The organism is Amycolatopsis tucumanensis (assembly GCF_021654135.1).
Taxonomy (GTDB): Bacteria; Actinomycetota; Actinomycetes; order Mycobacteriales; family Pseudonocardiaceae; genus Amycolatopsis_E; species Amycolatopsis_E tucumanensis.
The window spans coordinates 63,671-88,802 of sequence record NZ_JAKGSD010000026.1 but is presented as its reverse complement, the minus strand read 5'-3'; the positions used below and the strand labels follow the sequence as shown (position 1 = coordinate 88,802).

26 protein-coding genes are annotated in these 25,132 nt (G+C 73.2%); 14 read left to right on the top strand and 12 right to left on the bottom strand.

All coding sequences use genetic code 11. The features are described 5' to 3' along the window. Positions 1–5 precede the first annotated feature (5 nt). Genes L2C96_RS24530 through L2C96_RS24515 form a run of 4 tightly spaced genes read right to left on the bottom strand, consistent with a single transcriptional unit; the run spans position 6 to position 3,751 of the window. Complete coding sequence (locus L2C96_RS24530) at positions 6–257, bottom strand: acyl carrier protein (protein WP_237337949.1); 252 nt, start codon at positions 255–257, stop codon at positions 6–8. Positions 258–261: 4 nt separating this feature from the next. After that, entirely contained in the window at positions 262–1,503 is a 1,242-nt protein-coding gene (locus tag L2C96_RS24525) for a ketosynthase chain-length factor (RefSeq protein WP_237337948.1), read from the bottom strand. Further along, a complete protein-coding gene (locus tag L2C96_RS24520) occupies positions 1,500–2,768 on the bottom strand; it encodes a beta-ketoacyl-[acyl-carrier-protein] synthase family protein (RefSeq protein WP_237337947.1) in 1,269 nt (422 codons plus the stop codon). The genes L2C96_RS24525 and L2C96_RS24520 overlap by 4 nt, the downstream gene beginning before the upstream one ends. Next, a complete protein-coding gene (locus L2C96_RS24515) occupies positions 2,765–3,751 on the bottom strand; it encodes an acyltransferase domain-containing protein (RefSeq protein WP_237337946.1) in 987 nt (328 codons plus the stop codon). Before L2C96_RS24515 ends, L2C96_RS24520 begins: the two co-directional genes overlap by 4 nt. A 260-nt stretch (positions 3,752–4,011) precedes the next feature. Here L2C96_RS24515 and L2C96_RS45165 point away from each other — a divergent pair, with 260 nt between their 5' ends. Genes L2C96_RS45165 through L2C96_RS24475 form a run of 8 tightly spaced genes read left to right on the top strand, consistent with a single transcriptional unit; the run spans position 4,012 to position 12,807 of the window. Then, positions 4,012–5,127, top strand: coding sequence for a ketoacyl-ACP synthase III family protein (locus L2C96_RS45165; protein WP_237337945.1), 1,116 nt, complete (start codon positions 4,012–4,014; stop codon positions 5,125–5,127). A gap of 29 nt (positions 5,128–5,156) precedes the next feature. Further along, positions 5,157–6,728, top strand: a complete 1,572-nt coding sequence (locus L2C96_RS24505; protein ID WP_237337944.1) for an ABC transporter substrate-binding protein — start codon at positions 5,157–5,159, stop codon at positions 6,726–6,728. A gap of 1 nt (position 6,729) precedes the next feature. Further along, positions 6,730–7,692: an ABC transporter permease gene (locus L2C96_RS24500; RefSeq protein WP_237337943.1), complete on the top strand. Its 963-nt coding sequence runs from the start codon at positions 6,730–6,732 to the stop codon at positions 7,690–7,692. A gap of 5 nt (positions 7,693–7,697) precedes the next feature. Next, positions 7,698–8,537 (top strand): ABC transporter permease, encoded by an 840-nt coding sequence (locus L2C96_RS24495; protein ID WP_037323351.1) that lies wholly within the window; start codon positions 7,698–7,700, stop codon positions 8,535–8,537. After that, the gene (locus L2C96_RS24490; protein WP_237337942.1) at positions 8,534–10,141 is read left to right on the top strand and encodes a dipeptide ABC transporter ATP-binding protein; all 1,608 of its coding nucleotides are present in this window, start codon (positions 8,534–8,536) and stop codon (positions 10,139–10,141) included. The genes L2C96_RS24495 and L2C96_RS24490 overlap by 4 nt, the downstream gene beginning before the upstream one ends. Positions 10,142–10,179: 38 nt before the next feature. Then, on the top strand, positions 10,180–10,962 hold the full coding sequence (locus L2C96_RS24485; protein ID WP_237337941.1) for an SDR family NAD(P)-dependent oxidoreductase: 783 nt from the start codon (positions 10,180–10,182) through the stop codon (positions 10,960–10,962). 23 nt (positions 10,963–10,985) lie between these two features. Then, on the top strand, positions 10,986–11,933 hold the full coding sequence (locus L2C96_RS24480) for an aromatase/cyclase (RefSeq protein WP_237337940.1): 948 nt from the start codon (positions 10,986–10,988) through the stop codon (positions 11,931–11,933). After that, positions 11,926–12,807 carry a DUF1684 domain-containing protein gene (locus L2C96_RS24475; RefSeq protein ID WP_237337939.1) on the top strand — a complete coding sequence of 294 codons (882 nt, stop codon included), beginning with the start codon at positions 11,926–11,928 and terminating at the stop codon, positions 12,805–12,807. The genes L2C96_RS24480 and L2C96_RS24475 overlap by 8 nt, the downstream gene beginning before the upstream one ends. A gap of 96 nt (positions 12,808–12,903) precedes the next feature. Here L2C96_RS24475 and L2C96_RS24470 read toward each other — a convergent pair whose 3' ends face one another. Beyond that, positions 12,904–14,310, bottom strand: coding sequence for an MFS transporter (locus L2C96_RS24470; protein WP_237337938.1), 1,407 nt, complete (start codon positions 14,308–14,310; stop codon positions 12,904–12,906). 99 nt (positions 14,311–14,409) lie between these two features. Here L2C96_RS24470 and L2C96_RS24465 point away from each other — a divergent pair, with 99 nt between their 5' ends. From L2C96_RS24465 to L2C96_RS24450, 4 genes are all read left to right on the top strand, one after another. Next, complete coding sequence (locus L2C96_RS24465; protein ID WP_027929268.1) at positions 14,410–15,060, top strand: TetR/AcrR family transcriptional regulator; 651 nt, start codon at positions 14,410–14,412, stop codon at positions 15,058–15,060. Between the two features lie 153 nt (positions 15,061–15,213). Continuing rightward, the gene (locus L2C96_RS24460) at positions 15,214–16,314 is read left to right on the top strand and encodes an acyl-CoA dehydrogenase family protein (RefSeq protein WP_237337937.1); all 1,101 of its coding nucleotides are present in this window, start codon (positions 15,214–15,216) and stop codon (positions 16,312–16,314) included. Next, entirely contained in the window at positions 16,301–17,239 is a 939-nt protein-coding gene (locus L2C96_RS24455) for a 3-hydroxyacyl-CoA dehydrogenase NAD-binding domain-containing protein (RefSeq protein ID WP_237337936.1), read from the top strand. The genes L2C96_RS24460 and L2C96_RS24455 overlap by 14 nt, the downstream gene beginning before the upstream one ends. Continuing rightward, a complete protein-coding gene (locus L2C96_RS24450; RefSeq protein WP_237337935.1) occupies positions 17,236–17,583 on the top strand; it encodes an antibiotic biosynthesis monooxygenase family protein in 348 nt (115 codons plus the stop codon). Before L2C96_RS24455 ends, L2C96_RS24450 begins: the two co-directional genes overlap by 4 nt. Here the strand turns inward: L2C96_RS24450 and L2C96_RS24445 are convergent. Then, positions 17,552–18,463 (bottom strand): MBL fold metallo-hydrolase, encoded by a 912-nt coding sequence (locus L2C96_RS24445; protein WP_027929265.1) that lies wholly within the window; start codon positions 18,461–18,463, stop codon positions 17,552–17,554. The genes L2C96_RS24450 and L2C96_RS24445 overlap by 32 nt on opposite strands. Before the next feature lie 173 nt (positions 18,464–18,636). On the opposite strand from L2C96_RS24445, the gene L2C96_RS24440 reads away from it, so the two are divergent. Both L2C96_RS24440 and L2C96_RS24435 read left to right on the top strand, forming a co-directional pair. After that, the gene (locus L2C96_RS24440) at positions 18,637–19,092 is read left to right on the top strand and encodes a nuclear transport factor 2 family protein (protein WP_237337934.1); all 456 of its coding nucleotides are present in this window, start codon (positions 18,637–18,639) and stop codon (positions 19,090–19,092) included. A 7-nt stretch (positions 19,093–19,099) separates the two neighbouring features. Further along, positions 19,100–20,131 carry a carbohydrate kinase family protein gene (locus L2C96_RS24435; RefSeq protein WP_237337933.1) on the top strand — a complete coding sequence of 344 codons (1,032 nt, stop codon included), beginning with the start codon at positions 19,100–19,102 and terminating at the stop codon, positions 20,129–20,131. A gap of 9 nt (positions 20,132–20,140) precedes the next feature. On the opposite strand, the gene L2C96_RS44645 is transcribed toward L2C96_RS24435, so the two are convergent. The 6 genes from L2C96_RS44645 to L2C96_RS24410 all read right to left on the bottom strand — a co-directional run bounded on the left by L2C96_RS44645 (position 20,141) and on the right by L2C96_RS24410 (position 25,131). Then, a complete protein-coding gene (locus L2C96_RS44645) occupies positions 20,141–20,269 on the bottom strand; it encodes a hypothetical protein (RefSeq protein WP_272883184.1) in 129 nt (42 codons plus the stop codon). Between the two features lie 50 nt (positions 20,270–20,319). Further along, a complete protein-coding gene (locus tag L2C96_RS24430) occupies positions 20,320–21,600 on the bottom strand; it encodes a family 4 glycosyl hydrolase (protein ID WP_237337932.1) in 1,281 nt (426 codons plus the stop codon). Beyond that, entirely contained in the window at positions 21,597–21,818 is a 222-nt protein-coding gene (locus tag L2C96_RS24425; RefSeq protein WP_237337931.1) for a biotin/lipoyl-binding carrier protein, read from the bottom strand. The genes L2C96_RS24430 and L2C96_RS24425 overlap by 4 nt, the downstream gene beginning before the upstream one ends. Before the next feature lie 90 nt (positions 21,819–21,908). Then, positions 21,909–23,201: an NtaA/DmoA family FMN-dependent monooxygenase gene (locus L2C96_RS24420; protein WP_237337930.1), complete on the bottom strand. Its 1,293-nt coding sequence runs from the start codon at positions 23,199–23,201 to the stop codon at positions 21,909–21,911. Further along, positions 23,198–24,067: an LLM class oxidoreductase gene (locus L2C96_RS24415; RefSeq protein WP_237337929.1), complete on the bottom strand. Its 870-nt coding sequence runs from the start codon at positions 24,065–24,067 to the stop codon at positions 23,198–23,200. The genes L2C96_RS24420 and L2C96_RS24415 overlap by 4 nt, the downstream gene beginning before the upstream one ends. A 23-nt stretch (positions 24,068–24,090) precedes the next feature. After that, on the bottom strand, positions 24,091–25,131 hold the full coding sequence (locus L2C96_RS24410) for an LLM class flavin-dependent oxidoreductase (protein WP_237337928.1): 1,041 nt from the start codon (positions 25,129–25,131) through the stop codon (positions 24,091–24,093). Position 25,132: the final 1 nt, after the last annotated feature.

Below are 25,132 nucleotides of genomic sequence, written 5' to 3'. Positions count from 1 at the left end.
CGGCCTCACGCGCGCGCCGCCGCGTTGACGCGGTCGAGCAGCTCACGCGGCGTTTCGATCTGGTCGACGTCGTCGTCGCTGAGGGTCACGCCGTACTCGCGGGCGATGCGGGCGGCGGTCTCCAACAGCGCGAGTGAGTCGTAACCCAGCTCGGTGAAGGGGATGTCGAGGATCTCGGCGTCGAGGTCGACGCCGTCGTCCTCGCCCGCGGCGGAGCGCAGGATGTCCTTCAGGGCGGCGATGGTCAATGTGCTCATGGTGCTACTCCTTGGTGTGGTTGGGTTTTCCGGGCCGGGGTGCGCGCACGAGGAGTGCCGCGTTGAAGCCGCCGCGCCCGCGGGCCAGCACGAGCGCCGTGGTCAGCGCCGCGGGACGGGCCCGGCCGACGACGAGGTCGATCTCGTGGGCCGGGTCGGTGGCACCGACGTGCACGGTGGGCGGGATGGACTGGTTGCGCAGGCTCAGCAGGGCCGTGGCGGTGTCCAGGCCGCCGGCTCCCGCATAGAGCCGTCCGGTGCCGGTTTTCGGTGCGGTGACCGGGATTCCGCCGGCACCGAACAGCGCGGTGATCGCCGCGGCCTCGCGCCGGTCGGCGCCCGGACGGCCGGCAGCGTCGGCGAAGACGACGTCGACGTCGCCGGGTTCGAGCTCGGCGTCGGCAATGGCCTGCCGCGCGGCACGCAGCAGCCCGTCCGCGGCCGGGTCGCGCGGGTCCGGATCGAAGGTGGCCGCGTACCCGGCGATCTCGCCGAGCACCGGGGCGCCTCGGTCGCGCGCGAACCCGGCGTCCTCCACCACGAGGATGGCACCGCCCTCGGCGGGCACGTGACCGCCGGCCTCCCGCGTGAACGGCAGGTACGCCCGCTCCGGGTCGTGCGCGCCGCTGAGGTCGCCGGTGCTGAGCTGCCCGGCCAGACCGAGCGGGCACAGGGCGCTGTCCACTCCCCCGGTCACGACCGCTGGGGTGCCCTTGCGGATCTGCCGCCGGGCCACGCCGAGCGCGTCGAGGCCGCCCGCCTGGTCGGCGACGATCGTGGCTCCGGGCCCGCGCAGGCCGTGGCGGATCGAGATCTGACCGGTGTTGACGGCGTAGAACCACGCGAACGACTGGTAGGCGCTCACGTGCTGGCCGCCGAGCTGCCACAGGTGCTGCAGCTCGCGCTGCCCGAACTCGAACCCGCCCATCGTCGAGGCGGTGGCGATGCCGATGCCGAACTCGGGCGCCTCGTCGGCGGTGAGGCCGCTGCCGGACAGCGCTTCCGCCGCGGCGGCCAGGGACAGCCGGGTGCCGTGGTCGGTCTGCGGGAGCAGCCGGGACGGCACGTGCTCCGCCGGGACGAACCCGGGCACCTCGCCCGCCAGGCGCACCGGGTAGGGCGCCGGGTCGAACCGCGTGATCGGGCCGATCGCCGATTCTCCGGCGATCGTCGCGCGCCAGTACTCCTCCGCGCCGATGCCGGTCGGCGCGACGACGCCGATGCCGGTGACCACCGCGCTGGTCATGCCGCCGTCCTTTCCGGCGCGGTGAGCACCACGGCGCTCTGGAACCCGCCGAAGCCGCTGCCGACGCTCAGGACGGAGTCGACGGTCTGTTCGCGGGCGACCAGCGGTACGTAGTCCAGATCGCAGTCGGGGTCGGGCTCGTGCAGGTTCGCCGTGGGCGGGACGACGTCGTGCTCGATCGCCAGCGCGCAGGCGGCGAGTTCGAGGGCGCCGATGGCGCCCAGCGAGTGCCCGATCATCGACTTGATCGAGCTGACCGGCACGCGGTACGCGTGTTCGCCGAGGCTGCGCTTGAACGCCGCCGTCTCGTGGCGGTCGTTCTGCTTGGTGCTGGAGCCGTGCGCGTTGACGTAGTGCACGTCGGCCGGAGCGAGCCGGGCCTCGTCGAGCGCGAGCCGGATCGCTTCGGCCATCTCCACACCGTCGGTGCGCAGCCCGGTCATGTGGTAGGCGTTGCAGCGGCTGGCGAAACCGGACACCTCCGCGTAGATCCGCGCGCCGCGGCGATGGGCGTGCTCGGCCTCCTCCACGACCAGGACCGCCGCGCCCTCCCCGAGCACCAGCCCGTTGCGGGTGCGGTCGAACGGCCGGGAGGCGTGCTCGGCGTCGTCGTTGCGCGGCGAGGTCGCCTTGATCGCGTCGAAACAGGCCAGGGTGATCGGGGAGATCGGCGCGTCGGTGCCGCCCGTGATCACGACGTCGGCGCTGCCCTCGCGGATCAGGTCGAGCGCGTGCCCGACCGCGTCCAGGCCCGAGGTGCAGCCGTCGGAGACCACCGACACCGGCCCACGCGCACCGGTCAGCCGGGCCAGCTCGACGGCCATCGAGCTGGGCACGAAGTGGTCGTAGAGCTCGCGCACGGCGTAGTCCGGGTCGACCAGCCAGTCGCGGCCGCCGTCGGAGAGCACCACGTACTCGCGTTCCATCGCGGTGGTGCAGCCCACCGCGGTGCCCAGCGCGACGCCGGTCCGCTCGCCGGGCAGCGCGCCGAACTCCAGCCCGCTGTCCTCCACGGCCTCCCGCGCGGCGACGACGGCGAACTGGGCTGCGCGGTCGAGACGCCGGATCTCCTGCGGCCCGAGCCCCGCGGCGGCCGGGTCGAAATCGACCTCCGCCGCGATCCGCGACCGGTAGGGCGAGGCGTCGAACAACGAGATCGGCGCCGTCGCGGACACACCGTCGGTCAGCTGCTTCCAGTAGGCCGGGACGCCGATGCCGCCGGGTGCGACGGCTCCGATCCCGGTGATGACTGCTCGTCTGGTCATGGCAGGAGTGCCTCACTGGTCGGGGTGGTGGTCGCGAAGATCTCCGCGACCGTGCTGGTGAACTTCGCGGCGTCGCCCCCGGCCCGCGGCGGAAGCAGAGCCAGGACGCGGGAACCGGTCGCGGTGACCGCGGGGTGCCGTCGGGCCAGCGCCGTCAGGCTCTGGCCGGGACCGGTCTCCACGAACAGGTGCCTGCCGGATTCCGCCGCCGCGGTGAGCGCGCCGGCGAAGTACACCGGGCGCGCGGGCTGGGCGGCCCAGAACGCGGGATCGGTCGCCTCGGCCGCGGTCAGGAGCTTCCCGGTATAGCCGGAGTAGACCGGCACCTTCGGCGGGGCGAGCGGAAGCCGCCGCAACGTGGGCAATGCGCGGTCGGCGTAGGGCTCGAGAACGGGGCTGTGGAAGGGATTACGCGTACGCACCGGGCGGACGGTGATCTCGGCCGCACGCAACCGACGCGCGGTGTTCGCCAGCGGCCCGGACGGGCCGGCGAGCATGATCTGCCGGGCCGCGTTGACCGCACCCACATGCACTTCCGCGTCCAGGTACGGGATGACCTCGGCGACCGACGCGGCGACGGCGAGCATCCCGCCCGGTGGCCCGTCCGCGAGTTGTGCCACCCGCTCGGCCAGTACCTCGGCGGCGTCGTGCAGCCGGAACACCCCGGCGACCACCGCGGCGACGACCTCGCCGACGCTGTGGCCGGCCAGTGCCACGGGCTCGATCCCCTCGCCACGCAGGGCGGTGGCCAGCGCGTAGCCGAGCGCGAAGAGCAGCGGCTGCGAGCGGCGCAAGTCGTCCAGGTCGATCTCCGGGTCCGTGCCGAGCCAATCCGCCCGGATGCGCGCGCCTTCACCGCCCCACAGCGCGAAAACCTCGTCCACGGCCGCGCGGAAACCGTCGTGCGTGTGGTAGAGATCCACCGCCATCCCCGGATGTTGCGCGCCCTGGCCCGGTACCAGCAGGACGACCGATCGCGTCATGGCCACCTCCGTTTTTCCTTCCCGGTGACCGGATGCTGCCCGGCGCCGCTGGCGAATCGCTGGAGTCCGGGCCGGAAACGGATCAGCGCGCGTTCCACCCCGATTCCAGCGGGCAGCCCGACCATGGTCGGGCCGGCGGTGCCGCGCGATCCGCCGCCGCCGGACAGGGCGGCCGACCCGGTCCGCCACGAGCCGCCGGCCGTTTTCGCCACGAACGAGCGCGGCCGGCGGCTGCCGCCACGAGAGACGGGAAAGGGCACGTGCGGACCGAAGAACTCCACATCGCCGCGGTGGCGAGCGCGCTGCCGGATCGCGTGCGCACCGCCGACGCACTCGCGTCCGGGCAGTGCGACCGGCGCGTCGCCGAGCAGACCGGCATCGTGTCGGTGTCGGTGTCCGAAACCGCTTCGGCCGCCGAGCTGGCCGCCGAGGCCGCGGTGCGGGCGATGCGCCGCTCCGGCGTGGCACCGGAGGACCTGCGCATCGTGCTGCACGCCGACGTGCACTACCAGGGCCACGACCTGTGGGCCCCGGCTTCGCACGTGCAGGACGCCGTCGGCGGGAGCCGGTGCCCCGCGGTGGAGATCCGGCAGCTGTCCAACGGCGGGATGGCCGGTCTCGAACTGGCGGCGCACGTGCTGCGCGGGCAGGACTCCCCCGCTGCCGCGCTGGTGACCACCGGCGACACCTTCGGGATGCCCGGGTTCGACCGGTGGCGCAGCGATCCGGGCACCGTCTACGGCGACGGCGGCACCGCCGCGGTCCTGACCAACCACGGCGGATTCGCGGTGGTGCGCAGCGTCGCGACGGTGTCCGACCCGACCCTGGAACGGATGCACCGCGGCGACGACCCGTTCGGGCGCATGCCTTTCAGCGTGCGCGCCCCGATGGATCTCGAGGTCCTCAAACGTGACTACCTGGCCTCCGCCGGTGTCGGCGCGGCGGTGCGCAAGGTCGTCGAGGGCCAGCGGGACGCGCTGACCACCGCGCTGAAGGACGCGGAGGCCGACCTGTCCGGCATCGACTGGTTCGTGCTGCCGCACTTCGGCCTGCGCCGCCTGACCGCCGGGTATCTCAAGGCCTGGGATATCGACCTGGACGCCACCACCTGGCCGTGGGGCCGCACGATCGGGCACCTCGGCGCGGGCGACCAGTTCGCCGGGCTGGAACAGCTCGTGCTCTCCGGGCGCGCCCGGCCCGGCCAGCGGCTGCTGTTCGCCGGGGTCGGTGCCGGGTTCAGCTGGTCGTGCGCCGTCGCCGAGCTGACCGCCGTGCCCGCGGAGTGGGAACCGGCGCCCCGCCACCAGCCAGACTCCAGCGGTTTTCGACCGGCCGAACCGAGGCTCGGCAGCCAGGACCACCCAGCCGGCTCTTGACAGGCCGCGCTCAGCGAAGGACAGAACACATGCGAAAGATCGCGCACAGGCGCACCGGCGCGCTCGCGCTGGCGGTCGCCGCGGCCTCGGCCCTGGCCGCGTGCTCGGCGAGTTCCACGGGCAGCACGGGCGACGCCGGCACCCCGCGTCCGGGCGGGACGCTCCGCTTCGGACTGGACTACACGCCCTCGTGCCTCGACCCCCAGCAGGCCGGGGAAGGCCCCAACCTCGAGGTCCTGGAGTCGCTGACCTACCAGGACCCGCGCTCGGGCGACATCGTGCCGTCACTGGCCTCGTCATGGGAGGTCAGTCCGGACGCGAAGAGCTTCACGTTCCACCTGCGCGAGGGCGTGACGTTCAGCGACGGCTCCGCGCTGGACGCGAACGTGGTCAAGGACAACCTGGACGGGATCACGAAACTGGGCGCCACCGCGAGCAACTCCGGCGCCAACCTCGCCGGCGTCACCGCGGTCACCGCCCCCGACCCGCGCACCGTCACCGTTACGTTCGCGTCGCCCAACGCGCAGTTCCTCCAGGCCACCTCGACCCCGGCGCTGGCCGTGCTGTCGCGTGGCTCGCTCGCGGTGCCCGCGGCCGAGCGCTGCGCGGGCAAGATCGTCGGCACCGGCCCGTTCGTGCTGACCTCCTACACCGCCAAGCAGGAGATCGTGCTGTCCAAGCGCCAGGGCTACGCGTGGGGCCCGCCGTCGTGGCAGCACACCGGCGACGCCTACCTGGACCGCATCGAGATCAAGGTGCTGCCCGAGGCCGCCACCCGCACCGGCAGCCTGTCCTCCGGTCAGCTCGACGTGAGCAGCAACATCGCGCCCCAGGACGAGCCGCAGTTCGACGGCAACGGGTTCACCTTGCTCAGCCACAACAACCCGGGCGTGGTGCTGAGCCTCTACCCCAACGAGCGGCGCCCGGTGCTGCAGGACAAGACCGTGCGGCAGGCGCTGCAGAAGGCGGTCAACCGCCCCGAGGTGATCTCCACGTTCCTCAGCCCGCGGTACCGGGCGGCCACCAGCGTGCTGTCTTCGACCACGCCCGGCTACACCGACCTCGGCACAGCACTGGCCTACGACCCCGACGGGGCTAAGGCACTGCTGGACGCGGCGGGCTGGCGTCCCGGACCCGACGGTGTCCGCGTCCGCGACGGCGTCCGGCTGAGCCTGGACGTGATCTTCGGCAGGCCGCAGAGCCTGGAGCTGATCCAGCAACAGCTGAAGACCGTCGGCATCGAGCTGACCCTGCGGCAGCTGCAGATCTCCGAGCTGCAGTCCCAGTTCGCCGCGGGCAACTTCGACTTCTTCCTGCTCAACTCGACCCGCGCCGACCCGGACGTGCTGCGCACGCTGTTCGGCCGCGCGCAGCTGACAGATGCGGACCCGCTCAAGGCGGCGCTGGCCACGCAGGCCGGATCGCTGGACCCGCAGGTGCGGCAGCGGGCCGCGGCCGACGCCCAGCGCAGCCTCGTGGAGGACGCGCACGTCATCCCGGTCAACGAGCAGGCGCTGGTCATCGGGGTGAGCGACAAGGTGCACGGGATCGGGTTCACCGCGACCTCGGGCGTCTCGTTCTACGACGCCTGGCTGTCCTGACATGCCGGGCGTTCTGTCCCGGGCGCTCCGCCGCGCCGGTCAGGCGGTGTTCGTCGTGTGGGCGGCGTTCACCGGCGCGTTCGTCGCGCTGTACCTGCTGCCCAGCGACCCGGTCACGCTGATGCTCGCGCAGAAGGCCGGTGGTGACACGGCCGTGATCGACCCGGCGCAGGCCGCGCAGCTGCGCAGCGCCTACGGCTTCGACCGGCCGCTGTGGGAGCAGTACCTGACGCTGCTGGGCCGGGCGGTCACCGGTGACTTCGGTGCCTCGGTGCAGACCGGGGAACCGGTGCGGGGCCTGGTCCTGGGGGCCCTGCCGCAGACCGCGGGCCTGGCCGCGTTCGCGTTGCTGCTGGCGCTGGGCGCCGGTGTCGCGCTCGCCCTGCTCGCCGGACTGACCCGCAACGGGTTCCTCCGCCAGGTCCTGGAGTCCGTACCGGCGGCGGGTGTGTCGATCCCGTCGTTCTGGCTCGGCCTGCTGTTGCTGCAGCTGCTGGCGTTCCACTGGTCGCTGTTCCCGGCGACCGGCGGGGACGGGTTCGCGAGCCTGGTGCTGCCCGCGATCACGCTCGCGGTGCCGACCGCGGCGATCGTCGCGCAGGTGCTGGGCCGGAGCCTGCGGGAGACCCTGGCGCAGCCCTACGTCCAGCTGGCGCAGGCCAAGGGCGCGAGCCGGGTGTGGATCCTGTTCCGCCACGCGCTGCGCAACGCGAGCCTGCCCGCGGTGACGATCACCGGGATCCTGGTCGGCAACCTCCTCGGCGGGGCCGTGGTGGTGGAGACCGTGTTCGGGCGCCACGCGCTCGGCGCGGTCACCGTGGACGCGGTGTCCAACCAGGACCTGCCCGTCGTGCTGGGCCTGGTCGTGCTCGCGGCGGTGGTCTACGTCGTGGTCAGCCTCGTGGTGGAGGCGATCTACCCGCTGCTGGACCCGCGCGTCCGCCCGGTGGTGAGGTCGCGGTGACCGCCCTGGCCGCAACCCGGTCCCGGTCCCGGCTGCGCGCGCTGGCGCGGCAACCCGGTCTGGTCCTGTCGGTGCTCGTGCTGCTGGTCGTCGTCGCATGGGCGCTGGCGCCGCGGCTGTTCACCACGCAGGACCCGATCCAGGGCGTCGCCGCGCAGCGGCTGCGGCCGCCCAGCGCGGAGCACTGGTTCGGCACCGACTACCTCGGCCGCGACCTCTACGCGCGGGTCGTGCACGGCGCGGCGCTCTCACTCAGCGCAACCGTGGTCGCGGTCGGAGTCGCACTGGTCGCGGGCGCGGTGATCGGCGCCCTCGCCGGTTACGCCGGCGGCTGGCTGGACGGCGCGCTGATGCGGTTGATGGACGTGCTGCTCGCGATCCCCGGCCTGCTGCTGGCCCTCGCGCTGGTGACCGCGCTGGGGTTCGGTGTGCTGCAGGTCGCGGTGGCGGTGGGTGTGGTGAGCGTGGCGAACTTCGCGCGGGTGACCCGGGCCGAGGTGCTCACGGTGCGCCACGCCGACTTCGTCACCGCGGCCCGTGGCGGCGGGGTGCGCGGCCCCGGTGTGCTGGTGACGCACGTGCTGCCGAACTCGGCCGGTCCGGTGCTGTCGCTGGCCGCACTGGACATCGGTTCGATCCTGCTGACCGTGTCGGCGCTGAGCTTCCTCGGCTTCGGCGCCGCGCCGCCGACCCCGGAGTGGGGCGCGCTGGTGGCCGGCGGCCGCGACTACCTGCGCGCGGCGTGGTGGCTCACGACCTTCCCCGGGCTGGTGATCGCTGTGGTGGTGCTGTCCACCAACCGCGTCGCCCGGGCACTGGAACGACGGCGACGGGAGTCCTGGTGACGCTGTTGCGTGTGGACGGTCTGCGCGTCGCCTACGGTGGCGCCGAGGCGGTGCGGGGCGTGGACTTCACCGTCGCCCGCGGCGAGACCGTCGCGCTGGTGGGCGAGTCGGGCTCCGGCAAGAGCACCGTCGCGCACGCCGTGCTGCGGTTGCTGCCCCCGGGTGGCCGGATCACCGGCGGGACCATCTCCCTCGGGGACGAGGAGCTGACCCGGGCGGCGGAGTCGCGCATGCGGCAGCTGCGCGGCTCCCGGGTGGCCCTCGTCCCGCAGGACCCGCTGGCCTATCTCAACCCGGTCAAGCGGATCGGTGAACAGGTCGCCGAGGTGCGCCGGATCCACCGCCTCGCGGCGGGAGAACGGGCCGCGGCGGATGCGGTGAAGCTGCTGACCACCGCCGGCCTGCCGGACGCGGCGAAACTGGCCCGGCGCTACCCGCACGAGCTCTCCGGCGGAATGCGGCAGCGCGTGCTGATCGCGATCGCCCTGGCCGCCGAGCCCGCACTGATCGTGGCCGACGAGCCGACGAGCGCGCTGGACGTGACGGTGCAGCGGGTGATCCTCGACCACCTGGGCGGCCTGAGCCGGGAGCTGGGCATCGCGGTGCTGCTCATCACCCACGACCTCGCCGTCGCCGCGGAGCGGGCGGACCGGGTGCTCGTGATGCGCGCGGGCGAGATCGTGGAGCACGGCCCGGCGGGACTGATCCTCAGTCGTCCCGCGCACGACTACACGCGGGCGCTGGTCGCGAGCGTCCCCGGTGGGCGGGCGCCCGAACCGCCCGCCACGGATCGCTCGCACCCGCTCGTCGAGGTGGAGCAGCTGCGCCGCGGCTTCCCCGGCCAGGAGACCCCCGCGGTGGACGGGGTGACCCTGGCGGTCGCTCCGGGCCAGGCGCTCGGTCTGGTCGGCGAGTCCGGGTCCGGCAAGTCCACGGTGGCGCGCCTGATCGCGTGCCTGGACCGCCCGTCGGCGGGCCGGGTGGTGCTCGACGGGACGGACACGGCGACGGCGACCGGGGGCCGTCTGCGGGCGCTGCGCCGGACGGTGCAGCTGATCCAGCAAAGCCCCTACACGGCGCTGGATCCACGGTTCAGCGCCGGGCGCAGCGTCGCGGAACCGTTGCGAGCCTTCGGGATCGGCGACCGCCGGTCCCGGCGAGCCCGGGTGGCCGAGCTGTTCGACCTGGTCCGGTTGCCGCGCGACCTGCTCACCCGCAGACCCGGCGAGTTGTCCGGTGGGCAGCGGCAGCGGGTGGCGATCGCCAGGGCGCTCGCGCTCGAGCCGCGGCTGCTGGTGTGCGACGAACCGGTGTCCGCGCTGGACGTCACCGTGCAGAGCGCGATCCTCGACCTGCTGGCCGAGCTGCGCGCCGAGTTCGGCCTGGCGTACGTGTTCATCTCCCACGACCTCGCCGTGGTGCGCCAGCTGTGCGACCGGGTCGCCGTGATGCGCCGGGGCCGGATCGTGGAGGCCGGCGCCACCGAAGCCCTGTTCACGAACCCGGGCCACGACTACACGCGCGAGTTGCTGGACGCGATCCCGAAGGCGGCGACGGCTTCGAGAGCGACTCCAGACAGCCTGTACCCGGCGGGCACACGCTGAGGGCGAAACCGTCGTCTCACCGAAGGAGCTGGACCACAGTGAGCTATTCCCCGAAGGTGGCGTTCGTGACCGGCGCGACCAGCGGCATCGGCCTTGCCGTCACCCGGACGCTGGCGGAGCGGGGCGTCTCCGTGTTCGGAGTCGCCCGCGACGCGGGCAACGTCGCCACGGTGGTGGAGAAGTTGCGCGGCGAGGGGCTGGAGGTCTCCGGCACCACCGCGGACGTGACCTCGGCCGAGGACATCCGCCGCGCGGTCACCGCCGCCACGGAGCAGTACGGCCGGATCGACGTGCTGGTCAACAACGCCGGGCGCAACGGCGGCGGCGAGACCGCCACGATCGCCGACGAGCTGTGGCTCGACGTGATCGACACCAACCTCACCAGCGTGTTCCGCGTGACGAAGGAGGTCCTGACCACCGGGCGGCTGCTGGAGGGGCCGGCCGGCCGCATCGTCAACATCGCCTCGACCGGCGGCAAACAGGGCGTGGTGCTCGGCGCGCCGTACTCCGCGTCCAAGCACGGCGTCGTGGGGTTCACCAAAGCGGTCGGGCTGGAGCTGGCCAAGACCGGCATCACGGTCAACGCGGTGTGCCCCGGTTACGTGGAAACCCCGCTGGCGCAACGGGTCCGGCAGGGTTACGCCGCGCACTGGGAGGTGTCCGAAGACGACGTTCTCGAGAAGTTCCAGGCCAAGATCCCGCTCGGCCGCTACACCACGGCCGACGAGGTCGCCGGCCTGGTCGGCTACCTCGTCTCCGACGTGGCCGCCTCCATCACCGCGCAGGCGCTCAACGTGTGCGGCGGGCTGGGCAACTACTGAACCACGACACCAAGGGAGCAACGATGCCGACACCGGCACTCCATCACACCCACCACACGGTGGCGATCGCGGCGCCACCACGGGTGGTCTACGACCTGGTCGCGGACACCTCCGGCTGGCCGCACACCTTCTCCCCCACCGTGCACGTCGAGAAACTCGGCGGCGACGACCGCACCGAGCTGCTGCGGATCTGGGCCTTCGCCAACGGCGAGGTGCGTGACTGGACCTCGCGGCGGGAGCTCGACCCGGTCGCGCTGCGCGTCGCCTTCCGCCAGGAGGTCAGCTCACCGCCGGTGCTCGGCATGGGCGGCGAGTGGCTCATCGGCGACGGCGGCGACGGCACGACGCTGGTCGAGTTCCGGCACGACTTCTCCGTCGAGAACGACGACCCCGCCCACGTGGAGTGGGTCACCGCGGCGATCGACCGCAACACCGGGGCCGAGCTGGACGCCCTGCGCGCGGCGGCCGAGCTCGGCGAGCGGCGGGCGGAGCTGGTGTTCTCGTTCGAGGACTCGGTGACCGTGCGCGGATCGCTGGCCGAGGTCTACGACTTCGTGTACCGCGCGGACCTGTGGGAGCAACGCCTGCCCCACGTCGCCCGGCTCGCGTTCACCGAGGACACCGGTGGCGTGCAGACGATCGACATGGACACCCGCTCGGCCGACGGTTCGGTCCACACCACCAAGTCGGTCCGCGTGTGCTTCCCCGGCGAGAGCATCGTCTACAAGCAGACCACGGTCCCGCCGATCATGTCCGCCCACACCGGACGGTGGCGGTTCACCGAGACCGGCGACGGCGTCCAGGCCACCTCGCGGCACACCGTCGTCCTCCGGCCGGAGAAGGTCACCGAGATACTGGGACCGCAGGCCACGCTCGCGTCGGCGCGCCGGACGGTGCGCGAGGCGCTGGGCACCAACAGCCTGGCCACCCTCAACCTGGCCAAGCAGAACGTGGAGGCGAGCCGTGTCTGATCTGCCCGCGGCCGGGACAGCGCGGTCCGCCGCGCGCCTGCACGCCGAGTGGACCGAGTTCCGCCGCGCCTGGCTGGACTTCCTGAGCGAGCCCTACGGCCTGCTCTCCCCCGTCGGCCTGTACTGGCTCGGCGACCGCCCCGAGAGCTTCGACGACGTGCCCGGCTCATGGTGGGTCGAGGACTCGCGGCGCATCCTGGTGCGGGCCGCCGCCGGGGACGGCCTGGTGGTCGACGAGCGGCCGGTCGACGGCGTCGCTGAGGTCTTCGACGTCGCGCGCCCGCGCGACATCCGCGCGGTGCGCCACGGAGACGTGGCGATCAGCCCGGTGCTGTTCCCCGCGCAGGCGTCCCAGCCCGTGCAGCTGGGGATCCAGCCGCGCGACCCGTACGTGGCGAGCAGGCGGCTCGAGCTGGGGATCCCGACCTACCCGTTCGATCCGAAGTGGATCGTTCCGGCGCGGTACGAGCCCTACGAGGGCCGCCGCCCGGTGGTGCTGCGCTCGGTGGTCGAGAACAAGGTCAAGGACCTGGGGATCTTCGGACGGGTGGTGTTCGAGCTGGCCGACGGGGAACACGCGCTGGAGGTCTACGCCGGACCGGAGCACGAGCTGCACATCCCGTTCCGGGACCGCACCAGCGGGGTCACCACGTTCGCCGGGGCACGGCTGGTGTTCGCGCCGCGGCCGGCGAGCGCGAACGGCGGCGCGTTCGAGTTCGAGCTGGACTTCAACCGCACGGTCAACGGGCCGTGCGGGTTCTCGCCGTACACCACGTGCGCGCTTCCCCCGCCGGGCAACACGCTCCCGGTCGCGGTCGAGGCCGGTGAGCAGCTGCCGCTGTGGATGGAGCAGCCGTCGGCCTGGGCTCGCTGAGCCGCTTGCCAAGAAGGGGTGCCTCGTTCGACGAACGAGGCACCCCTTCCTTCTTCGCGGTGCGTGGGGCGCCGGGGCGCCCCACGACCCCCAGCATCACCCGGCCGCGGACCGCGGCTTCCCCGGAGCGGCCGCCGCGGCGGCGAGCGCCACCACCGCGATGATCGCCGCGATGGCCAGTGCCAGCACATACCCCGACTCCGGGCTCCGGGCGCCCGCGGCGACGGCGGCCAGCGCGGCGAGGCCGATCGCGCCACCGAGCTGGCGCGTGGCGTTGATCAGCCCGGACGCGAGACCGGCCTGGTTCATCGGCAGGCCCGCGGTCCCGGCCATCGTCGCCGAGGCCATCACCGCGCCCTGCCCGATGCCGACGACGACCGTCGGTCCGAGCACTCCCCCGGCGAACGTCGACGTGGTGGTCAGCAATGCCAGCCAGCCCAGCCCGATCGCGGTCAGCGCGAGCCCGCCCAGCAGCAGGGTCCGCGGTCCCCATTTCGGCAGCAGTTTCGCCGATCCGCGCGCCGACACCGTGAGAGCCGCGGCGAGCGGCAGGTAGGCCAGTCCGGCCGCGACCGGCCCGTACCCGAGCACCTGCTGGAGGAACAGCGTGAGGAAGTAGAACATCGCGAACAGCGCCGCACCGCTGGCGAACACGACGAGGTTCGCCGCCACCACGTTGCGGTGCCGGAAGATGCTCAGCGGCAGCAGCGGATCCTTGGCCAGCCGCGCCTGGTCGAGCACGAAGAAGGCGAGGACCACCACGCCGCCGCCGAGCGCGACGAGCGTGTGCACCGAGGCCCAGCCGTGGGCCTCGGTGCCGACGATCCCGTAGACCAGGGCCATCACACCGACCGTCGCGGACAGGCCGCCCCACACGTCGAGCGTGCGGCCGCGCCGCCCCGTGTCCACATCGGACACCACGCGGGCGGCGAGCACGAGCAGCACCACGCCGATCGGCACGTTGATGAACAGGATCCACCGCCACGACAGCAGACCCGTCAGCAGACCGCCCGCCAGCGACCCGACCGCGCCACCGGCGCCGACCACGCCGCCCCAGATGCCGAAGGCCCGCGCCCGGGTCTCCGGGGTGGTGAACGTCGTGGCCAGCACGGTGAGGGTCGCCGGCGCGACCACGGCCGCGCCGAGGCCCTGGATCGCGCGGGCGACGACGAGCAGGGTCGCGGAGTTCGCGAGTCCGCCCAGGAGGCTGGCCGCGGTGAACACGGCGATGCCGGTGAGGAACGTGCGCCGCCTGCCGAACAGGTCGGCGAGCCTGCCGCCGAGGAGCAGGAACCCGGCGAACGCGATCGTGTAGGCGTTGACCACCCATTGCAGGCCGGGCGCGTCGAAACCCAGGCTCGTGCGGATGGTGGGCAGCGCGACGTTCACGATCGACACGTCGAGCACGACCATGAACTGCGCCGCGCAGCACACGGCGAGGATCAGGCCGGTCGCCTGGCGGGCCGGTGCGGGCGGGGACGACGTACTGGTCTCCGAGGTCACGGAAGCTCCTTGGACGGGGATTCAACGGAACGGAGCATACCGTTCCGTATGCCTCGCTGTCGATCGAACGGAACGATCCGCTCCTGTAGACTCCGCGGCGTGGCAACCGTGGCTCGCAAACCGTCCGCCGGTGGCCGGCGCGCCGAGGCGGAACGCAACGACGTGACCGTGCTCGCCGCGGCCCGCGACGTGTTCATCGAACACGGCTGGGACGCCCCCGTCTCCGCGGTGGCCGCCCGGGCCGGCGTCGGCATGGGCAGCATCTACCGCCGCTACCCCAGCAAGACCGACCTGCTCCGGGAGATGTGCCTCGGCGCGATGCGGCGCGCCACCGAGGAGGCCCGCGCGGCGCGGGACGAGGAGCCCGACGGCTGGTCGGCGCTGCGCCGGTTCATGCGCTGCATGGTCGAGGCGCGTTCGTGCTCGTTGTTCGTGCTGATCGGCAATTCCGTTGACGGCGGCGAGATCGCCGAGGCGGTGGCGGGTCTGCGCGCCGAGATGGACGCGCTGGTCGACGCCGCGCACCGGCAGGGCGCGCTGCGCGACGGCGTCACCTCCGCCGACATCTACCTGCTGCTGACGCAGCTGCGCTCGGCGCCGAGCATCGACGCGGCCCGGGCCGGCGAGCTGCAGCTGCGGTTCCTCGACGTGATCCTGGACGGGCTCGCCGCCCCCGGCGCCACCACGCTGACCGGCGGCGCGGCGACCTGGCCGGAGCTCGTCTTCCGGGACGCCCCCGAGCTGAGCTGACTCAGAGCTGAGCTGACTCAGAGCTGGGCTGATTCACAGCTGGGCTGACCCCGAGCGCGATCGCCGCTCGACCCGATCTCCAGCCACCACCGCCACCCTGGGCGTGCCCGGTTCCGCCGCAGCGGAACCTCCGATCACACCAGGGAGACGCGGATGGCAGCCGACCCCCACGTCCTCGACGCCGGCCACGCCCGCGCCGTCGCCGAGCGGCATGCCGGCCACGCCGACGAGCACCGCGCCGTCGGCCCGGAGACGGTGGAAGCCGTGGTGGCGGCCGGGTTCGCCCGCCACCTCGTGCCCGCCCGCTGGGGCGGTGGGGAAGGCGGCTTCGCCGAACTGACCCGCGCGGTCGCCGAAGTGGGCCGGGGCGACACCTCCGCGGCGTGGCTCGCCTCGTTGTTCGCTTACTCGGCGAGGCTCGGCGCGTACCTGCCCGAGGACGGGCAGGCCGAACTGTGGGACAAGGGGCCGGACGTCCTCGTCGCCGCGGCGCTCGTGCCGGGTGGCCGGGCCAGGTCGACGCCGGAGGGCTGGCGCGTCAGCGGGCACTGGCCCTACACCAGCGGGATCGACACGGCGGACTGGACGCTGGCCTGCACCCGCCCCGAAGACGGGGGCCCGGTGTTCGTCGCGGTGCCGCGCGCGGACTTCACGACCGCGGACAGCTGGCACACCGTCGGCATGCGCGGCACCGCGAGCCACACACTGATCCTCGACGACGTGCTCGTGCCGCCGCAGCGGGTGTTCCGCAGCGCCGACGCCGCCGCGGGCCACAGCGCAGGCAACCCGGGCCCGGCCTTCGAGGTCCCGCTGCGGGCGATCAGCGGGCTCACGTTCACCGCCCCCCTGCTGGGTGCCGCGCGCGGCGCCTTCGACGACTTCCGCCGCACCCTGCGACCCGGTTCCCCGGCTCCAGCGGGCGTGGCCCGCGCCGACGGCGAGACCGACGCCGCGGACCTGCTACTGCACCGCGTGGCGGTCACCGCCGACAGGGGCGGCGCCGGTCCGGCGGAGGTGGCACGCGGCCTGCGCGACAGCGCGCTCGCCGCGTCCTTGCTCGTGAGTGCCGTGGACCGGCTGGTGACGGCCGCCGGTACCGCGGGGCAGTCCCGGGACCGTCCGCTGCAACGGTTCTGGCGGGACGTGCACACCGCCTCCAGCCACGTCGCGCTGCGGTTCGACAAGGCGTCGGCGGCATGGCTGCAGCTTCTCGAAGAGTCGACCGACAAAAGGAGTGTTGATGAGCACGACTGACTCCCCGGCCGTCGCCGTTCTCGGCGGCGGGACCATCGGCGCGGGCTGGGCCGCCCTGCTGGCCGACGCCGGCTACCGGGTCCGGGTCGCGGTGCGCCGGGCGGAGACCGCGCAGGCGGTCACCGCGGCGGTTCGCCTGCACGCGCCCGCGCTGGCCGCCGACGCCGACGCGCTGCTCGCCCGGCTCACCGTGACGACGGACGTCGCCGAGGCGGTCACCGGGGCGGAGGTGGTGCTGGAGAGCATCAGCGAACGGCTGGCGGACAAGCAGGAGCTGTTCGCGGCGGTGGAACAGGCCGCGCCTGCCGAGGCGCTCCTGCTGTCGTCCACCTCGACGCTGCTGCCGGACGCGATCGGCGCGCGGCTCGCGCAGTCCGGCCGGGTCCTCGTCGCGCACCCGTTCAACCCACCGCACGTCATCCCGCTGGTCGAGGTGCTGGGCGGCCCGGACACCGAGCCGAAACTCGTCGAGCGCACCACCGAGTTCCTCACCGCGCTCGGCCGCACGCCGGTGGTGCTGCGGCGGCCGATCGCCGGGTTCATCGCGAACCGGCTGCAGACCGCCCTGCTGCGGGAGGCCATCCACCTGGTCCAGCAGGGCGTGGCCACCGCGGCCGACATCGACGACGCGATCACCGGTTCGCTCGGGCCGCGCTGGGCCGTGGTCGGCCCGTTCCAGGCGCTGCACCTCGGCGGCGGGCCGGGCGGCATCCGGCAGTGGTTCGGCCACATCGGCGCCGGGCTCGCCGCGGGCTGGTCGCAGCTGGGCACGCCGGATCTGGACGACGAGGGCATCGCCGAGCTGATCGCCCAGACCGAGACCGCCTACGGCACGGACGTCTACGAGCAGCGGGTCGCCGCACGGGACCGCCGCCAGCTGGCCGTCCTGGCCGCCCTGCGCGACGAGGAGGAGGAAACCCGATGAGCGAGTTCACGACCACCACGATGATCAACCCGATCACCGTCACCGGGGACCCGGTGCGGTTCCGGGAGATCATCGACCTGATCGCGGCCTACATGAGCGAGCAGGACGGGTTCGTGCGGCTGCGGTTCTTCCAGTCGCACCGGCACCCCGAGAAGTACTACATGCTCGCCGAGTGGCGGGACCTGGACGCGCACCAGGCCGCCGCCGACCGGCGCTCCCCCGAGGTGCTCGGCTGGTTCGCCGAGCTGAAGGAGCTGACCGAGGTGGCGCCGGACTTCTTCGCCACCCTGGCCGCCCGCGAGTCGCTGCCGCTCACGCATGGCACGCAGGCGCCGCCCCGTTGAAGGTGACCATCTCACCGAAGGCTTCGAGGATGTCCAGGGGTGCCCCTTGCGGGAGCCCCTGGGCCTCGGCCAGGCCGCGGCGGATGTTGGGCACCAGGCGCTCGCTGTCCAGCCACCCGGCGAACGGGCCCGCACCCGCGGCGGCCGCGATCTCCAGGGGCGTGCGCCCGGCGGCGCCGGCGACCAGGTCGCGGATGCGGTGGAAATAGGCCAGGTTCGCGTCGATGACCTCCGGTCCGGCGACCGGGCCGTGCCCCGGCACGACGACCGCGGGATCCAGGCGCCGCAACGCCTCCAGCGCCTCGACCGACCCGCTGATCGAGCCCATCAGCGTGAACGGGGTGACCTCGCTCATCACCACGTCCCCGGTGAACAACACGCGCCGCTGCGGGATCCACACCACGGTGTCGGCGACCGTGTGCGCCGGGCCGACGGTGATCAGCTCCAGCCGCAGATCGCCGATCCGCACGGTCAGCGACTCCTCGAAGGTGACGACCGGGGGCCGCACGCCGACCGCGCCCCACTCCACGTCACGCCACAGTTGTTGCAGGTTCAGGCCGTTCTCGATGATCCCGGCGCGGGTCGGCTCGTTCGCCACGATCAGCGTCTCCGGCGCGAAGAACACGTTGCCGAAGGTGTGGTCGCTGTGGTGGTGGGTGTTGACGAGCACCGACGGCCGGCCTGCGCCCACACCCGAAGCCGCGGCCCTGAGTCCCAGCGCGCGCCGTTCGGTCGCCGCGGTGTCGATGACGGCGGACTCCCCGCCGGAGACGACGACGCCGGCGTTGTTGACGCACCAGCCGCCGTCGGGCTGGACGTAGGCGTACACGCCCTCGGCGACCTGTTCGATCTGCCCGAGACGTTCCGAAGTGGCGGTCACGGCACTCTCCGATCCGGTGGATCCCTTCCACACCAGGGCAGGTTCGCAGCGCGTAGTCGAATCGCGGTCGAAGGAGGCTGCAGTCGCCGGGTGGTCTCATCGACCACGCCTCCAGCGAGTCTCCAGGCGGCGCGGCCAGGCTCGGCCGGAGATTCACCGAGCCAGGAGGGCCCATGCCGCACATCGATGTCACCGACCGCGCCCGCGTTTACGCGGAGGTGCAGCATTTCTTCGCCCGGCAGATCCGCTTGCTCGACGCCGCCGACGTCGAAGGGTTCGCGGCGACGTTCACCGAGGACGGCCGGATGCACCACGCGTCGCGCGACGACGACGTGCGCGGCCGCGCCGCGATCGTGGAGTCGTTGCGGGCGAACTTCGCCCAGCACCAGGGTGTCGTGCCCCGGCACTGGTTCGACAAGCTGCTGATCGAGCCGTCCGGCGAGGACGCCGTGACGGTGTCCTACTACGCGCTGGTGACCCTCACGCACGCGGACGGCTCGGTGACGTTGCTGCCCACGTGCCTGGTCGACGACGTCCTGGTGGTGCGCGACGGGCAGCTGCTCACGCAGTCGCGCTCGATCACGCGGGACGACTTGCTGCTGGTGCCCTCGGCCCGGCGCGCGTCCTGACACCGCCATGACGGGCAAGGCTTCCGGGCCGGTGGACGTCTTCTGCGCCGGCACGGTGTTCTTCGACGTCATCCTGACCGGGCTGCGCGGGTTTCCCGCACTGGGCACGGAGGTGCGCGCGCCGGGGATGGGGTCGAGCCCGGGCGGGATCGCGAACCTCGCGGTCGCCCTGTCCCGGCTCGGCCTGTCGACCTCACTCGCCGCGATGTTCGGCACCGACGCCTACGGCGACTACTGCTGGGAGGTGCTGTCCGCGCATGAGGGGGTGGACCTGGAACGGTCCCTGCGGTTCCCCGGCTGGCACTCCCCGGTGACGGTGTCGCTCGTGGTGGACGGGGAACGGACGATGGTGACCCACGCCCACGACGGGCCGGTGCCGTTGGACACCGCGATCGGGCGGCCGCCGCGGGCGCGCGCCTACTTCGTGCACCTGGGCACGGAAGAGCAGAACTGGCTGCGGTTCGCGCGCGAATCGGGTGGGCTGGTGTTCGCCGACATCGGGTGGGAGCTGTCGGCGGCGTGCCGCGAGCAGGCGCTGGACCAGCTGCGACACTGCGACGTGTTCCTGCCGAACCGGGACGAGGCGCTGGCGCTGACCGGGCAGCGAACGGTCGAGGCTGCGCTGCGCGAGCTGCTCCGGCACGTGCCGCTGGTGGCGATCACGTGCGGGGCGGACGGTGTGGTGGCCGCGGACCGGGCGAGCGGCGAGGTGGTGTCGGTCCCGGCGTTACCGGTGGAGGCGATCGACACGACGGGCGCGGGCGACGTGTTCGCGGCGGCGTTCGTGCTGGGCACGTTGTCCGGATGGACACCGGCCGAACGGGTCAGGTTCGCGACGCTGTGCGCTTCGCTGTCGGTGCGCCAGTTCGGGGGCTCGCTGGCGGCGCCGGGCTGGCACGACATCGCCACCTGGTGGCGGGAGGCGGACGAGGAGCTGCGGCAGGATTACGCATTCGTCGCGGGTCTGCTGCCGAGCCACCGCCTGGTCCCGGTCCGCCGGGCGAGCGCCACGCTAGCGGCGGTCAGCGAGCGGGGGTGACGAGCGCCCTCAGTGCAGCGCCGGCAACTCCGGGTGCGCCGCCTGGTACCCGGCCACCAGCCGCCGCGCCACCGACCGGTCACCCACCAGCGGGTGCGCCGCGAAGGCCTCCTCGGCCAGCGCCCGCGAACCGATCACGCGCACGCCGCGGGCGGGCCGAACGGTTCCGACGACAGCCCAACCCCCGCTCAGCGCAGCGCCCGCAACTCCACATGCGCCGCCCGGTACCCGGCCACCAGCCGCCGCGCCACCGACCGGTCACCCACCAGCGGGTGCGCCGCGAAGGCCTCCTCGGCCAGCGCCCGCGAACCGATCAGTGCCGCGGTGATCGTCGTCCGCTCGGCGGTCTTCACGGCGCGGGCCAGGGCGAGCTGCGCCTCCGGCAGCGGGTCCCCGGCGATCGGGTGCGCGCCGTTGGTGTCCACCAGGCACGGGACCTCGACGATCGCGTCCGCGGGCAGACCGGGCAGGGCGCCGCGGTTGCGCACGTTCAGCACCGGGGTCGCCGCGCCGTCGCCGGCCAGGGACCGCATCACCGCGACGGCCATCGCCTCGTAGCCGCCGCCCGCGGGTTCCCCGCTCGCCGGCGCGGGCGCGGACGAATAGGTCGCTTCCCGTTCGGCCAGCGTCTCGGCCCAGAGCCGTGCCGCCGCGGACGGCTCCGCCAGGGCGGCACGGTAGAACGCTTCCTGGCGTTCGTGGAGGAAGGCGCCCCGCGTGGGACCTCTCCGCGCCTTCTCAATCGCGCCGGCTGTGGCGTAGTAGTACTGCAGGTACTCGTTCGGGATCATGCCCAGCTCACGCAGCAGCGGCACGCCGAAGAGCCTGCCCTCCTCGATCGCGCCGAGCCGGTCCCCGGCGAGCAGCCCGGGCAGCCGGTCGGCCCCGGCGACGCGGACCGCGCGCAGCCAGCCCAGGTGGTTCAGTCCGGCGTAGTCGAACCACGCCAGCTCCTCCGGGACGCCGAGCAGCCACGCGACACGCCGGAACAGGCCGGCCGGGGAATCGCAGATCCCGATCACCCGGTCCCCCAGCACCTCCGCCATCGCCTCCGTGATCAGGCCGACCGGGTTGGTGAAGTTGACGACCCACGCCGCGGGCGCCAGCTCCGCGATGCGGCGGGCCAGCGCCGTCAGCACCGGAACGCCGCGCAGCCCGTAGGCGAGCCCGCCCGCGCCCGTGGTCTCCTGCCCCAGCACGCCGCAGTCGAGGGCGATGCGTTCGTCGAGCACACGCCCTCGCGTGCCGCCCACGCGCACCGCGCAGAACACGAAGTCGGCACCCGCCAGCGCCGCGTCGTGATCGGTGTGTGGCACGACGTTCTGGTCTCCGAGGACCGCGCCGATGGCCGCGAGCCGCCGGGGATCGCTGTCGTAGAGGGCGATTTCCCGGACCGCGCCCCACCCCGCGACGGCACGGTGGATGAGCGGTGTGCGGAACCCGCCACCACCGATGATCGTCAGCCTCACGGCACCTCGATGACGGCCAGGAGATCGCCCTCCTGGACGACGTCACCGACCCGCACCGCCAGGTGGCTCAGCCGGCCGGCGGTCCCGGTCAGCACCGGGATCTCCATCTTCATCGACTCCAGCAGCAGGACCGCATCGCCCGCCGCGAGGTCGGCCCCTTCGCCCCGGGCAACCTCGATCACCTTGGCGACGATCTCCGCGTGAATTCGCTCGGCCACTCCACCAGGGAAGCAGGCAGCGCTGGAATACCGCTGGAGTCCGGTCTCAGCGCTCGCGATCGTGTTGAGCATCCGCGCCGGGCGGCCGGATCAGTCGAAGTGCCGGGTCGGCGAAGCGGCCCGGAAGTGGCCGCGCAGCGTGTCGGTTTCGTAGTCGTGCCGGTAGAGCCCCCGCCGGCGCAGGAGGGGCACCAGTTCGTCGGCGATCACCTCCAGCCCGTCGACCAGCACATCGGGCTGGAGGTTGAACCCGTCGATCGCTCCGGAGTGGAACCAGTCCTCGATGTGGTCGGCCAGCTGCTCCGGCGTGCCGACGAAACCCGCGTGCCCGGAGCCGGTGTAGCGCGTCTGCCGCAGGTACTCGCGCACCGTCGGGTTGGTGCGGCGGATCTGCGCCACGATCGATTCGCGGAAACCCATGCTGCCCTGGAACGTCTGCGGATCCGCCGGGGCGGCGAGGACCTCCTCGGGGAAGGGCTCATCGAGGTCGAGCTTCGAGGCGTCGTACCCGATCGACTGCGAGAGCCACTGCACCGAGTACGCCGCGGGCCCGGCGTCGTGGAGTTCGTCGTTGCGCCGGCGGGCCTCCTCCTCGGTGCTGCCCAGTGTCAGGAGCAGACCGGGCAGGATCTTGACGTCGTCAGGCGACCGGCCGTGGGCGCGGGCAAGACGTTTGACCAGGCGGTAGTGCTCGATCGCCTTGTCCTTGGTGAGCTCGGCCGCGAACACCCCCTCGGCGACGCGGCCGGCGAGCTCCCGTCCCTTCGGCGAGCCACCGGCCTGCAGGAGAACCGGGCTGCCCTGCCGGGACGGGGGCACCCGCAACCGCCCGTCCAGCTGGAACAGTTCGCCGCGGTGGCTGATGTCCTCGCCGGTGACCGCCGAGTCCCACAACGCGCGCACCACGTCGACGAACTCCGCGGCGCGGTCGTAGCGGTCGTCGCGCAGCGGCACGTCGGGCAGGCCGAAGTTCCGCGCCGCGGTCGCCCCCCGCGTGGTCACGATGTTCCACCCCGCGCGACCGCCGGAGAGGTGGTCCCACGACAGCAGCCGCTCGGCGAGCTCGAACGGATCGTTGAAGGTGGTGGACGCGGTCGCCACGAGCCCGACCCGCTCGGTGGCCGCGGCGACGTGACCCCAGTTCACGGTGGGCTCGAGGCGGATCGGGTTCGCGTCGTGGGCCGGATCGCCCAGCAGCGGGCCGTCGGCCAGGAAAATGGCGTCCAGCGTGCCGCGTTCCGCGGTCCGGCCGATGGTCTCCCAGTACGCGGGATCGACGAAGGAGTCCTTCTTCAGCAGCGGTGACTGCCAGGCGGCCGGGAGGTAGCCCAGGACGAGCACGTTGATGCCCAGGATCACGTGCCCCGTGCGGCGGTCGGTCATGAACGGCTCCTCGGGGTCGACAGCGACGGATTCGGCTGGGGAACGGGGAACGCGGCACGCCCGGCCGCCCGCCGTGGTGGGGCGGCCAACCCGAGCGCCGCGCGCAACGGGCCGGCACCGACCGGCCGGAACCCCTCGGCCAGCAGCTCTTCCGCGGCCGTCAGCAGCTCGTCGGCCGTCTGCCCGGGCGCAGCGCGCAGGAGCACGCCGGCGGCATCGCGCGGTGGCGTCTCGCCGAGCGGGGTGACGGCGACGGACCCGCCCTCCCCGATGACCAGGTCGACCGGGCCTGGGCTGACCGCTCCGGGTCCGTACCAGGCGATCACCGAGGCACCGGTGGGCGGTTCCGGCGCGTTCAGCGGTCCCGCGATCGGGAACTCGCCACCCAGGTCGACGTGCACGATCTCGTTCGAGCGCACCAGGATCCCGGTTTCCCGGTTCCCGACGATCGAGTCGTAGGGCCAGCTCTGTTCCAGCGCCCGGACCGCGCGAGCCGCGTCGTTGGCCCTGGCCGGGGTGGCCCGCTCGGGAGCCGCGTAAGCGTCCCGCACGCCGACGAGCAGCCCGCTCCGGCCCCGCGACAGGTGCCCGAGGGAGGCGACGCGCCGGGCCAGGTTGTAGGGGTGATCGCGCTGCGGGCTCGCCACGATCAGGAAGCGCCCCCGGGTCGTGCGGCCGGCCAGGGCGGCGCCCACCGCGCTGCTGTCCAGGGTCTGCCCGGCCGGTGCGCTTCCGTCGACCCGGTCGAGCCCGAGAACGGTGAACGCCGCGGGCAGCGCGTCCCACCGGGCGAGCAGGCCCGGACTGCTGGTCAGCTCGACGAGGTGCGGCCCGGCGAGTCCGAGTGCGAGGTAGGGAGCAGGCATCGGGGTCCTTTCGTCAGGCACGCTCATCGGAGGGCGACCGCGGGCCGCCACCCGATCGCCGGCCCGATCTCGGTCGCCAGCGTGTGCACGCGGGCTTGTGCGTTCGCGACGTCGAACTCGTCGCGGTAGGAGAAGTTGGCGACGAAGTCCGTCGCACCCGCGGCGATCGCCGGGTCGGTGGCGACGCGCTCGGCGATGTCGTCGGGCGAGCCGTGGAACGGGACCAGGTCGAGGTACTCCCGCACGCTCAACCCGCGCAGCGCCGGGTTTCCGCTGAGCGCCGCCCGTTCGGCCAGCGCAGCCAGACGCGGCCCGAGCACCGGCTCGACCTCGCGGAGCACGGTCTCCTTGTCCCGTCCGGGGTAGACGAACCGGAACACGGCCACGCGCGGCGCCTGGTCCGGCCGGGCGCCTTGCCACGCCTCAAGGTAGGCGCGCACCTTGGGCGCCTGACCGGTGTCCGCGGGATCGAAGAAGGCGCCCTGCTGCAGCCCGTCGCCGGCCGCTCCCGCCGCCGTTGCGCCGGCCAGGCTCGTGGCCGCCTGCCACAGCTGCCCGCGCACCCGGGTTCCCGGCGGGTACAGGCGAGGCCCGTCCGCGCCACCGGACAACGGACGTCCCTCGAGGGCGGCGTGCAGCTTGGCCACCTTGTCGCCGAACAGCGCGTGCCGCTGTTCCGGCCGCAACCCGAACGCGGCGAAGCCGTCGAGGTTCGCGCCGCCGGTGCCGAGTCCGAGATGGACCCGCCCGTGCGTCAGGGCGTCGACGACCGCGGCGTCCTCGGCCAGGCGGACGGGATCCTCGAACGGCACGGTGGTGATACCGGTGCCGAGCGTGATGTGCGACGTCCTGGCGGCCGCCGCGACCAGGAACGGCAGCGGCGAGGCGAACGGGCCGTCGGTGTTGTCGAAGTGGTGCTGGCCCACCCACACACTGTCGATCCCGAGCCGGTCGGCGTAGGCGATCGTGTCGAGCACTTCCTCGTAGACGCGAGCCACGGCATCGATGTCCCGCGAGGAGGTCCGGAAGTTCAGCGCGAAGCCGATTCTCAGCGGTGCAGGCATG

What these genes read in the sequence shown, in the direction of transcription:
- L2C96_RS24420 (WP_237337930.1), bottom strand. Translation starts at nt 23,201, where the DNA reads ATGACCGACCGCCGCACGGGGCACGTGATCCTGGGCATCAACGTGCTC.
- L2C96_RS24450 (WP_237337935.1), top strand. Translation starts at nt 17,236, where the DNA reads ATGAGCGAGTTCACGACCACCACGATGATCAACCCGATCACCGTCACC.
- L2C96_RS24410 (WP_237337928.1), bottom strand. Translation starts at nt 25,131, where the DNA reads ATGCCTGCACCGCTGAGAATCGGCTTCGCGCTGAACTTCCGGACCTCC.
- L2C96_RS24505 (WP_237337944.1), top strand. Translation starts at nt 5,157, where the DNA reads ATGCGAAAGATCGCGCACAGGCGCACCGGCGCGCTCGCGCTGGCGGTC.
- L2C96_RS24460 (WP_237337937.1), top strand. Translation starts at nt 15,214, where the DNA reads ATGGCAGCCGACCCCCACGTCCTCGACGCCGGCCACGCCCGCGCCGTC.
- L2C96_RS24480 (WP_237337940.1), top strand. Translation starts at nt 10,986, where the DNA reads ATGCCGACACCGGCACTCCATCACACCCACCACACGGTGGCGATCGCG.
- L2C96_RS24500 (WP_237337943.1), top strand. Translation starts at nt 6,730, where the DNA reads ATGCCGGGCGTTCTGTCCCGGGCGCTCCGCCGCGCCGGTCAGGCGGTG.
- L2C96_RS24525 (WP_237337948.1), bottom strand. Translation starts at nt 1,503, where the DNA reads ATGACCAGCGCGGTGGTCACCGGCATCGGCGTCGTCGCGCCGACCGGC.
- L2C96_RS24520 (WP_237337947.1), bottom strand. Translation starts at nt 2,768, where the DNA reads ATGACCAGACGAGCAGTCATCACCGGGATCGGAGCCGTCGCACCCGGC.
- L2C96_RS24515 (WP_237337946.1), bottom strand. Translation starts at nt 3,751, where the DNA reads ATGACGCGATCGGTCGTCCTGCTGGTACCGGGCCAGGGCGCGCAACAT.
- L2C96_RS24455 (WP_237337936.1), top strand. Translation starts at nt 16,301, where the DNA reads ATGAGCACGACTGACTCCCCGGCCGTCGCCGTTCTCGGCGGCGGGACC.
- L2C96_RS24530 (WP_237337949.1), bottom strand. Translation starts at nt 257, where the DNA reads ATGAGCACATTGACCATCGCCGCCCTGAAGGACATCCTGCGCTCCGCC.
- L2C96_RS24415 (WP_237337929.1), bottom strand. Translation starts at nt 24,067, where the DNA reads ATGCCTGCTCCCTACCTCGCACTCGGACTCGCCGGGCCGCACCTCGTC.
- L2C96_RS24435 (WP_237337933.1), top strand. Translation starts at nt 19,100, where the DNA reads ATGACGGGCAAGGCTTCCGGGCCGGTGGACGTCTTCTGCGCCGGCACG.
- L2C96_RS24440 (WP_237337934.1), top strand. Translation starts at nt 18,637, where the DNA reads ATGCCGCACATCGATGTCACCGACCGCGCCCGCGTTTACGCGGAGGTG.